General features: G+C 62.9%; 1 protein-coding gene. It reads right to left on the bottom strand.

The features are described from left to right. The coding region (rlmM, locus tag AC1DF0_RS32510) for a 23S rRNA (cytidine(2498)-2'-O)-methyltransferase RlmM (protein ID WP_477577730.1) at positions 1-402 on the bottom strand (402 nt) is incomplete at both ends.

The following is a 402-nucleotide window of genomic DNA, read 5'->3' as shown; positions in this document are numbered from 1 at the left end:
CCATCGGGCCGTTGTCGATGGCGGTCACCAGCATGCCGCGGTTGACCAGTTGCCAGGTCCAGCCGCCAGGGGCGGCGCCGAGGTCGACACCGGTCATGTCGCTGTGCAGACGCTCATCCCACTGGTCGCGGGGAATGAAGTGATGCCACGCCTCTTCCAGCTTCAACGTCGAACGGCTCGGCGCTTCACGGGGGAACTTCAGGCGCGGAATGCCCATCGGCCACATCGCCGAGTTGTTCGACTCCTCCAGCCCCATGAACACTTCGCGGCCGCTCTTGAAGGTCAGCAGCAGGCGCGGCTTGTTGGGGTCTTCCACCAGTTTGCCGGCCGCCATCAACGCCTTGCGCAGGTGCACTTCAAACTTCTTGCAGAAGTTCGACAGCTCTTTGCCATCGTTGGTGT

Source organism: Paenibacillus sp. 05T425, from assembly GCF_056396205.1.
This window is presented reverse-complemented; position numbering and strand designations above follow the sequence as displayed.